This is a genomic window from Pseudomonas onubensis (genome assembly GCF_965653655.1).
Classification (GTDB): Bacteria; Pseudomonadota; Gammaproteobacteria; order Pseudomonadales; family Pseudomonadaceae; genus Aquipseudomonas.
On record NZ_CBFHAZ010000157.1, the window covers coordinates 1 to 9928 of the forward strand.

Annotated in this window: 8 protein-coding genes; 7 read left to right on the top strand and 1 reads right to left on the bottom strand. The window is 62.7% G+C overall.

Annotated elements, in window-relative coordinates; translation table 11 throughout:
- Positions 1-565: 565 nt before the first annotated feature.
- From ACTD9P_RS28390 to ACTD9P_RS28400, 3 genes are all read left to right on the top strand, one after another.
- The gene (locus ACTD9P_RS28390) at positions 566-1339 is read left to right on the top strand and encodes a hypothetical protein (protein WP_438870248.1); all 774 of its coding nucleotides are present in this window, start codon (positions 566-568) and stop codon (positions 1337-1339) included.
- A gap of 15 nt (positions 1340-1354) precedes the next feature.
- Positions 1355-2794: a hypothetical protein gene (locus tag ACTD9P_RS28395; protein WP_438870249.1), complete on the top strand. Its 1440-nt coding sequence runs from the start codon at positions 1355-1357 to the stop codon at positions 2792-2794.
- 206 nt (positions 2795-3000) lie between these two features.
- Positions 3001-4377, top strand: coding sequence for a hypothetical protein (locus tag ACTD9P_RS28400; protein WP_438870250.1), 1377 nt, complete (start codon positions 3001-3003; stop codon positions 4375-4377).
- Between the two features lie 55 nt (positions 4378-4432).
- Here the strand turns inward: ACTD9P_RS28400 and ACTD9P_RS28405 are convergent, their stop codons facing one another.
- On the bottom strand, positions 4433-4909 hold the full coding sequence (locus tag ACTD9P_RS28405; RefSeq protein ID WP_438870251.1) for a CesT family type III secretion system chaperone: 477 nt from the start codon (positions 4907-4909) through the stop codon (positions 4433-4435).
- 337 nt (positions 4910-5246) lie between these two features.
- On the opposite strand from ACTD9P_RS28405, the gene ACTD9P_RS28410 reads away from it, so the two are divergent.
- The 4 genes from ACTD9P_RS28410 to ACTD9P_RS28425 all read left to right on the top strand — a co-directional run bounded on the left by ACTD9P_RS28410 (position 5247) and on the right by ACTD9P_RS28425 (position 9837).
- A complete protein-coding gene (locus ACTD9P_RS28410; protein WP_438870252.1) occupies positions 5247-6221 on the top strand; it encodes an ABC transporter substrate-binding protein in 975 nt (324 codons plus the stop codon).
- Between the two features lie 14 nt (positions 6222-6235).
- Entirely contained in the window at positions 6236-7576 is a 1341-nt protein-coding gene (locus tag ACTD9P_RS28415; RefSeq protein WP_438870253.1) for an LLM class flavin-dependent oxidoreductase, read from the top strand.
- A 136-nt stretch (positions 7577-7712) separates the two neighbouring features.
- Positions 7713-8876, top strand: a complete 1164-nt coding sequence (locus ACTD9P_RS28420) for an acyl-CoA dehydrogenase family protein (protein ID WP_438870254.1) — start codon at positions 7713-7715, stop codon at positions 8874-8876.
- Between the two features lie 13 nt (positions 8877-8889).
- Complete coding sequence (locus ACTD9P_RS28425; RefSeq protein WP_438870255.1) at positions 8890-9837, top strand: D-isomer specific 2-hydroxyacid dehydrogenase family protein; 948 nt, start codon at positions 8890-8892, stop codon at positions 9835-9837.
- Positions 9838-9928 lie beyond the last annotated feature (91 nt).

The following is a 9928-nucleotide window of genomic DNA, read 5'->3' on the forward strand; positions in this document are numbered from 1 at the left end:
TAAACCGGCAGGGATGCCGGTTTAGCCGCGCTGGGCCAAGGATGGCCCATCGCGGCGGCCCCCCAAATCACTGGCGGATTGCGGGCATGCCGAGCCATAGCGAGGCACCGAGTGTTGGGGCGAAGACCTTTTGGTTACTTTTGGTTGGGCCGGCATTCCGGTCTTTCCAAAAGTGACCCGCTGTAAGAGCGGAACCCTAAGCCGCCGTTACCGCAGCAACGGATATGTACACCGCCCTACCCAGCCCATAAACCCGCTGTCACAGGCAGCCCCCCCCACATTTGAATGCGTTCAGCTTCCAGGATCAAGCCAGATTAACGCCGCCAGCTGTTTTCAATCACCGCAACAAGGAACCCGATGCCCCAAACCCCCACTCATTGATTTGGCCTGCGATTCCTGAGAACACCCTATGCCATTAGCCCCTCCTGGCGCCCGGTTCCGTGCAGATCCGGCGCTGTTCAACACCCCCAACTCCGCCCATCGAGTACCGACAAATCAGGTATTGGTGCCTCAGACCAGCCAACACGGGGGTTATACGACGCGCGTGTCGAACCAGGAAATGGACATGCTGCTCGCAGCCAACCGGGCGATTTCCGACACCTGGCAAGTGTTGAACAAAGGCTCGGGCAACCAGGAAAAACACCTGCGCAGCACCGGCGGTGACTCGTTCAAACGCACGGCACTGGTCCACGAACGGCGTGATCACTTGGGCAATGACTGGGCGGGCATTGGCCGTGTGGCGGCGCGCTTCCAGGCGGGTAACTGCGCAGAGATGGCCGCTGTGTGTGCCCTGCTCGGCGCCAGCTCGCCGCTGAATCAGCCGGTGTCGGTGGTGTATTCGCCGGAACTTGACCACACCGTTGCCGAGTTCGGTGACCGCCGCGCCACCAACAATACCGTGATCGCCGACCCCTGGCCCGAGTTCGGGCGGGCCATGCGCAAGGCGGATTTCTTCCTGATCGACCGCCACCCCGCCGTGTTGCAAACGCTGCAGCCCTACGATTACCAACCGCTGGAACGCAAGCGGTTGCTCTACGACAACAAAGTGTCCCAGGAGCGTGTCGACTATGAGTTCGGCAAGCTCTACCCCGCGTATCCAAAGGGTGGCGAAGCGCTGGTCAACACGATCCTCAACGAACAACCGGTGTACAGCCAGGAACACTCGGCCAAGCACCTGGGCATGCAATACGAGGCATACGACAGCCAACGCAACACCCGCCGAACGGACCTCAACCTCACCCAATACGAGTTCAAGCAACGCCTGGTCCAGTTGGGCCTGCACCCAGTCACCGGTCAACCCACGCCTGGCAATCGTCGCCCACCCACCTCTGCGCCATGAATACACGGAGTTTCCATGTCCATAACCCCAAGCAGTTTCCCGCTGACTGGCAGCCCCGCGCTGTACAACACCGATAACCCGCACCATCGCGTGCCGATCAACCAGGTACTCGCCGACTCCACCGACGCCATCCTCGGTCGGCACCAGGTCACCGTGCAGCGCGTCTCCAAAAGGGAAATGAAAGCACTCACGGTGGGGAACCAGGCGATCGATGACACCTGGCGGATCTTGAATAAAGGCTCGGGCAACCAGCAACGGCATATCGTGCGCACCAACGGCGACTCCTTCAAACGCACGGGCCTGGCACAGACAGAGTTCAAACAAATGGGGCGTGACGGCTGGGACCGTGCGCGCATCGCCGCCCGCTTCCAGGCAGGTAACTGCTCGGAAATGGCCTCGGTCTGCGCCGCCCTCTGCGCCACCTCGGGCCTGAACAAGCCGGTTTCAGTGCTGTACTCGACCCAGCGCGACCACGCCGTGACCGAAATAGGCGACCACCGCATGCCCGAAGGCAGCGTGATCGTCGACGCCTGGCCAGACTTTGGACGCGCTATGCGCCGGCAGGATTTCGCCCTGATCGACCAGCACCCCATGCTGTTGAACCACTTTGAACCGCGTCAAGACCCGGGTTTACGCAACCGCTTGCTGTACGACGCGAAGGCGAGCCAGGCCGAGGTCGACCACAACTTCAGACTCATCGCCCCGAAAATGCCCTCCGACGGCGACAAGCTGGTCAAGCACGCCTTGAACCAAGGTGGGGTTTACGCCCAACGCCACACCGCAAAAAACCTGGGCATGCATTACCAATACAAAAGCAGCAAGGGCGAGTCGCAGTACCTGGACCTCAACCTTTCGCAGGCACAATTCAAGGAACGCCTGATCCAGTTGGGGCTCGACCCCAAGACCGGCAAAGTCCCGAGCAAATCACTGTTTGCGCCCTTGATGCGCGCCATTGGCACTGCCCGCGCACGCACGCCGTCCGTCAGCGCCGCCGCGCCCGTCATCGTGTCCTGGGAGGCTCCGGCTGTGCGCCCACGCCATGCCTCAACCGCAGCCGCAGAACGCCCGCACGCCCCGCACGAAGAACGGCGCCGTGCGCCCTCGGCAGAGCCGCGCAGCCGGGCCACCGCCGACACCCGTGCGCCGCGCGCAGAACGCCATCGCTCGGCCTCGGTTGACCCACGCGGACGTGCCCCGGCGCCTGCGTCACGCGCGCCGCGGGAAAGCCGTCGCGAGCCAGAAATAGACGCACGGGGCCGACGCACCGCCGAAGCCCCGCGCACCTCTCGTTCTGAGCGTCACCGCGAGCCTTCGGCGGATGTCCGGTCGCGGCCAGCCGAAAGCTCACGCGCCCACCGCCACACCTCGCACGACCGCCACCCGATGATGACACCGGCCAGACGCGAGCGCGCCGATACGTTCATTGCCACGCTCAATCGCCGACCTGTGGGTTAACCCACACACGTTGGCTCCCACACCCAAAAACGGAGTGACTTTATGGCCTTAACCACGCAACTTCTTCCATTGGCCGGTAGCCCGAGTCTTACAACACCGGCGACCCCAACCACCGTGTGCCAATTCACAAAGTGCTCACCCACTCCGCTATCGCGTCCGTGAGCACCCGGCATCGGGACAGTGTAAAAAACGTTTCCCACCGGGAGATGGATGCGCTGCTGGTGGCCAACCAGGCGATCGACGACACCTGGCAAATCCTTAATCGCGGCTCTGCCAACCAGCAGCGGCACCTGCTCAGCACCGAGGCGGATTCGTTCAAGCGTACGATGTTGCTGCGCGCCGAAAATGAACAGCATGGCAACGGCCCGGCCGACGCTGCACGCACCGCCGCGCGTTTTGCCGCTGGCAACTGTGGGGAAATGGCGGCCGTATGCGCCCTGCTCGCCACCAGTACGGGGATCAACCAACCCGTCTCGTTGCTCAGTTCAACGGTGCACGACCATGCCGTCGCAGAAATCGGTGACCATCGCATCACCGATAAAACCATCATCGTCGATGCCTGGCCGGAATTCGGCCGCGCCATCCGCAGGAAAGACTTCACCCTGCTGGGTGAGCGCCCGAACATTCAGCACACCTACGCGCCGCAGCCCGCACAACCGCAGGAGCGCATGCGGTTGCTGTATGACAACAAAGTGTCCCAGAAGCAGATCGACACCGACTTCGCCACGCTTTATCCGAGGATGCCCAAGGACGGTAAAAAACTGCTGCAGGAACTGCAGCGCACCGCGCCCGGCTATGCGCAGCAACACGGGGCGAAAAACCTGAACGTGCGTTACCAGGGTGAAAACAGCCAGGGGATTTTCCGCCAGGTTGACCTTAACCTCACGCAAGCGCAGTTCAAGCAACGCATGATCCAGTTGGGGCTGGACCCGAAAAGCGGTAAGCCAACCCCCGGCAACCGTCGCCCCCATAACTCGCCGATGGATGCCATGAAACGGGCCATTGGCAAGGTGCGCGCACGCACGGCCTCCATGAGTGCCGCCACGCCGCCCCCGATCACAGTGCCCTGGACTGCGCCGCCGCGCCCAATGGCCGACGGCACGCGTTGGGCCGCGGAACCGCTACCACGTCCGTTCATCCCACCCATGCCCGCGGATTTTGCGCGGCCGGTCATTCCACCCATGACCGCGGAATTTTCACGCCCGGTCATCCCGCCCATGACGACGGAGTATGTGCGCCCGCGCTACACCTCGATGACGACCGCCGACAGTGCACGCCGTCCTGCGCAACCACGAGTCCGTGCCCCGTCAGTCGACCCCCGCGGTCGTACCGCCGCCACCGACATGCGAATGCCTCGGGAAGAACGTCGGCGTGCGCCCTCGGCGGACCCGCGTCCCCGACCGTCCACGGCCACTGCAGCCAGGGGCCGTGACGACTATCGCAGCGCAGTGCGGGCGCCGGCCGAGACTGCTCGCCATGCCTCGCGTGAGGGGCATCGCATGGCCACGGCGGCCCGGCGAGAGCATGCCGACTCATTTATCCTGACCATGCGCCGCTTCCCTACGCGTGATGACGGCTACTGATCGGCACTGAGCAAAAAGCCACTCATCGAGTGGCTTTTTTTGCCCTCCGGCCCCTTCAGAGCCTCGGCGACGGGCGCTTGGCGCCACGCGGCAATCCGGCGCCGGCACGCGGGCCAGCGGGGCTCGTTGGTTCCTGCGGCCTTGCCAGCCACCCTGCGGTCTTTTGTGCCTGCTCCACGTAGCGCTCAAACAAGCGCTTCATCCCGTGGGTGTCGAGCATCAGGAAAGGCTGGCGGGTCCACACAATGATCTTCTTCTGCTCCACAATCGCGCCCGTCAGAATCGGCGGGTGCTCCAACCCCAGCAGGTTGGTCTGCAGGAGGATTGCCAGGGTTTGCGGATCGTCGAAACGCTCGGCGCAAATCGGCAGCAAACAACTGACGGTGAGAAAGTCGGGGGGCGATTCGCGCAGCTCAACCTTCAGGCCGCCTTCCAGGGTCATGACATAGTCGGGGCTTTCCTCCAGCCCACTGGCGTCGATTTTCATCAGTTGGAAAACCGGCTGCAGGATTTGTTTCAAGCGGCTTTGCATGGGGCAGGCTCCTGGGTTGCGACAACGGCCTGTAACGGCATATTTCGATAGGCAGTGAGTGGTTAAAGGACCGGTTGGGTTCCCGCTTTCCAGGGCTGCTCCCTTACTGGCATACCTTTCAAGGCCCAGACGACCTCTTGGCCCTCGCCCCCTTGCGCGCCGCAGATGCAATTGCAGAATAATCAATCTGCATATAATCAAATATTTTAATAATTAACATATAACCAAAAAGAACTTCACAGCCGGTTTTTATGGGCATAACGTAAACCTCTCACCGACCCCTTCTCCAGGCGGAGGTAGCCAAACCCTCATTCGATCTGCCTGGAGCCTGCATCCCATGGTTTTTGTTTCCCCCTTCAAACGCCTGCTCCTGGGCACCGCCCTGGCCCTCGGCCTGATCAGCACTGCAAACGCCGCCGACCTGCAACCGCTGCGCGTGGCCAACCAGAAATCCACGATCAAGGCGTTGCTGGAAGCCTCGGGCGAAACCAAAAACGTGCCCTATCAAATCCAGTGGTCGGAGTTCCCTTCCGCCTCGCCGCTGGGCGAAGCCCTGAACGCCGGCGCCGTCGATATTGGCGCCCTCGGCGATGCGCCGTATGTGTTCGCCTTGGGCGCCGGTGCCGCGCTCAAGGTGGTCAGCATCATCCACGCCGAAGGGCGTAACACCACTGCCCTGGTGGTGCCCAAGGACTCGCCGATCAAGACGGCCGCCGACCTCAAGGGCAAGAAAATCGTCACCGGGCGCGGCTCCATCGGGCACTACCTGGCGATCAGGGCCCTGGCCAGCGCGGGCCTGACGACCAAGGATGTGCAATTCATTTTTCTGCTGCCCGCCGAATCCCGGCTGGTACTCGATAACGGCACCGTCGATGCCTGGGCGACATGGGACCCCTACACCACGGTGGTCACCTCACAAAGCCACGCCCGGGTTCTGGTCAGCGGTAAGGCGTTACTGAGCAACCACCTGTATTTCGCCGCCACCAGCCAGGCTATCGCCAACAAACGCCCGCAACTGGATGACTTCGTGGCCCGCGTCGACCGTGCCTATGCCTGGGCCAACAAACACCCGGATGAATACGCCGCTGCCCAAGCCAAAATTACCGGCCTGCCCTTGGCGGTGCACCTGGAGGTTGCCAAAGACACGCAACTGAACCCCGTAGTGATTGACGACAGCGTGATCAAGGGCCTGCAGGCGACCGCCGACACCTATCAGCAAGAAGGCCTGCTGCCCAAGCGCATCGACGTGTCCCAGGGTTTCGACACGAGTTTTAACGCCGAACGTTTTCCCACTTCCCAAGCATCGCGCTAAGCAAGGAGCCGCACATGAGCACGCCACGTCATCTGAAACTGGGCGCTATGGTCCACGGTGTCGGTCACGGCTGGGGCGAATGGCGCCATCCGCAGGCGCAACCGAATGCCAGTACCCACTTTGGCTTCTATAAGCAGCAGACCGAGCTGGCCGAAGCGGCCAAGTTCGACTTCGTGTTTATCGCCGACAGCCTGCACATTCACGCCAAATCCAGCCCGCACTACCTCAACCGTTTCGAGCCGCTGACCATTCTCTCGGCCCTCGCCGCGCTGACCAGCCATATCGGCCTGGTCGCCACCGTGACCGTCAGCTACACCGAGCCCTACCAGGTGGCGCGCCAGTTCGCATCCCTGGACCATATCAGCGGCGGCCGCGCCGGTTGGAACGTGGTCACCTCCTGGCTGAGCGGCACCGCCGACAACTTCGGCAAGGCCGAGCACCCGCCCCACGCCGTGCGCTATCGCATCGCCAAGGAACACTTGAACGTGGTCAAGGGCCTGTGGGATTCCTGGGAGGACGACGCCTTTGCCTACAACAAGCAGAGCGGCGAGTTTTTCAGCCCCGACAAGCTGCATGCGCTGAACCACAAGGGCGAGTTTTTCTCGGTCAAAGGCCCGCTGAACATCGCCCGCTCGCGTCAGGGCCAGCCGGTGATTTTTCAGGCGGGCACCTCTGAAGATGGGCGCAACTTTGCCGCTGAGCATTCCGATGCGATTTTTGTGCATGTGGAGACGCTCGAAGAAGGCAAGGCTTACTCGGCTGATTTAAAAAGCCGCGCCAAGGGTTTTGGCCGTGATGCGGGCAGCCTGGCGATTTTGCCGGGCATCCGCCCGATTGTCGGGCGCGATGCCGCCGAGGTGGAAAGCCGCTATCAGCAGGCCGTGGACCTGGTCACCGTCGAAGATGCAATTGTGGCGCTGGGCCGCCCCTTCAACGACCACGACTTCAGCCAGTACCCGCTGGACGCACCGTTCCCGGAGCTTGGCGACCTGGGCAGCAACAGCCAGAAAGGCGGTTCGGACCGTATCAAGCAACTGGCTCGGGACGAAGGCCTGACCCTGCGCGAAGTGGCCTTGCGTTTTTCGCGGCCCAAGCGCGATTTTGTCGGCACGCCGGAGCAGGTCGCCGATGCGATTCAAACCTGGTTCGAGTCCGGCGCCAGCGATGGCTTCATCATCAACTCGGTACTGCCCGATGGCTTGCAGTACTTCACCGAACTGGTGGTGCCGGTGCTGCAACAGCGCGGGCTGTTTCGCAGCGAGTACAGCGGCCAGACCTTGCGCGATAACCTGGGGCTGGAGGTGCCGAGCAATCGGTACAGCGAAGTTGAAGCACCCCTTAAAGCACGGGCTTAAACACGATCCCCTGTGGGAGCGGGCTTGCTCGCGAATGCGGTGAGTCAGTCAATTCACCTGTCAATGCCCCACCGCATTCGCGAGCAAGTCGAATCGTCGCACCGCCGCTCCCACATTTTTGACCGAGTACAGACTTATGACTCAACCGTCTTTACGCTCAGTGGAAGTCGCGCAATTCGACGCCCTGCTCGAACGCCTCAGCGCCGAGCTGGCCAGCACTGCGCACCTGTATGACCAAAGTGGGGCCTTCCCCCACGCCAACTTCACGCTGTTGCATGCACATGGCCTGGTCGCCCTCACTGTGCCCAAGGCCCTGGGCGGTGGCGGCGCAAGCTTGCCGCAGGCGCGCAAGGCCATCAGCGCGATTGCCAAGGGCGAGCCGTCTACCGCGCTGATTCTGGTGATGCAGTACCTGCAACACACACGCCTGCAAGACAGCAAAACCTGGCCGCAGCACCTGCGCGTGCAAGTCGCCGAAGACGCCGTGCGCAACGGTGCGTTGATCAACGCCCTGCGCGTAGAACCCGACCTCGGTACCCCAGCCCGTGGCGGGCTGCCGGCAACCACGGCGGTGCGCACCGCCGAAGGCTGGCGCATCAGCGGCCGCAAGATTTACTCCACCGGCAGCCATGGCCTGAGCTGGTTCAGCGTGTGGGCACGCAGTGATGATGCGGACCCGCTGGCAGGCGCCTGGCTGGTGCCGAAAAACAGCTCCGGTGTGAGCATCATCGACACCTGGGACCACCTGGGCATGCGCGCCACCTGCAGCCATGAAGTGGTGTTCGATAACGTCCTGGTGCCGCTGGACCATGCCGTCAGCGTCAGCCCCTGGAGCGCACCACAACCGGAGCTGGATGGCGACGGGTTCCTGTGGATGGCAGTGCTGCTGTCGTCGGTGTACGACGCCGTGGCCCAGGCCGCGCGGGACTGGTTGGTGAACTGGCTGGAAGAACGCAAGCCGTCCAACCTAGGCGCCGCGCTGTCGAGCTTGCCGCGTTTTCAGGAAACCGTCGGCCATATCGACACCCTGCTGTTTGCCAACCGCAGCCTGCTCGATGCTGCCGCCCAAGGCCACACGCCAGCCGCCAATGCGGCGCAGCTTAAATACCTGGTGACCGGCAATGCGATCCGCGCCGTGGAGCTGGCCGTCGAAGCCTCGGGCAACCCAGGCCTGTCGCGCCATAGCCCGCTGCAACGGCATTACCGCGACGTGCTGTGCAGCCGCGTGCATACGCCACAGAACGACGCGGTGCTGCAAGGTGTGGGCAAAGCGGTGTTCGCGCAACGTGCGCAACAATGAATAAGGAACGCTTATGAGTCAGGTGATTATCGCCAGCCAGCTGGACGAAGATTACAACCAGGTATTGCGCGAACGCCTTGCCTCGGTCCACCCCCAGGCCCAGGTCATCGGCGTGCCGGCCGGTGTGCCCAGCGACCTGCCGCCCCAGGCCAATATCCTGCTGCTGCGCCCGATCAATGTGCGCGGCTACACCGCGCCCGATACTCCGCCGCCGGGCTGGCCGTATGGCGCGCAGTGGGTGCATCTGGTGTCGTCGGGCATCGACTTCTACCCGCAGTGGCTGTTCAACGGCCCGCCAGTGACCACCTCACGGGGCAGCGCGGCCGATAACCTTGCCGAGTTCGCCCTGGCGGCGATCTTTGCGGCGGCCAAGCATTTGCCGGATATATGGGTGAAAGATGCCCAATGGAACTTCACCGCGTTGCGCCCGCTTAAGGGCAGCACATTGGGCATTCTCGGCTTTGGTGCGATCGGCAAGAGCCTGGCACAAAAAGCCCAGGCTTTGGGGATCAACGTGGTTGCGCTGCGCCAGAGCCAGGCGCCCTTTGAGGTGGACCATGTTGAGGCCGCCAAGGACATCCACGACCTGTTCGCCCGCGCCGACCACCTGGTGCTGGCGGCGCCGCTCACTGAGGCCACGCGGCATATTGTCGACCGTGACGTGCTCGGCAGCGCCAAGCCGGGATTGCACCTGATCAACATTGCCCGCGGTGGCTTGCTGGATCAGGAAGCGCTGCTGGAAGCCTTGGATAACGGTCAGATCGGCCTGGCCTCGCTGGATGTGACCGAGCCGGAACCACTGCCGCCGGGGCACCCGTTGTACAGCCATGCGCGGGTGCGGTTGTCGCCGCATACCTCGGCGATTTCGACCAACAGCCAGCAGGAGATTGCCGATACGTTCCTGGCGAATCTGCAGCGGTATGTGCAGGGTTCGACGTTGGCCAATCTTGTCAATCGCTGAGCCGGACACTCATCAAAAATGTGGGAGCGGGCTTGCTCGCGAATGCGGTGGGACAGCCAACACATGAATTGACTGATACACCGCATTCGCG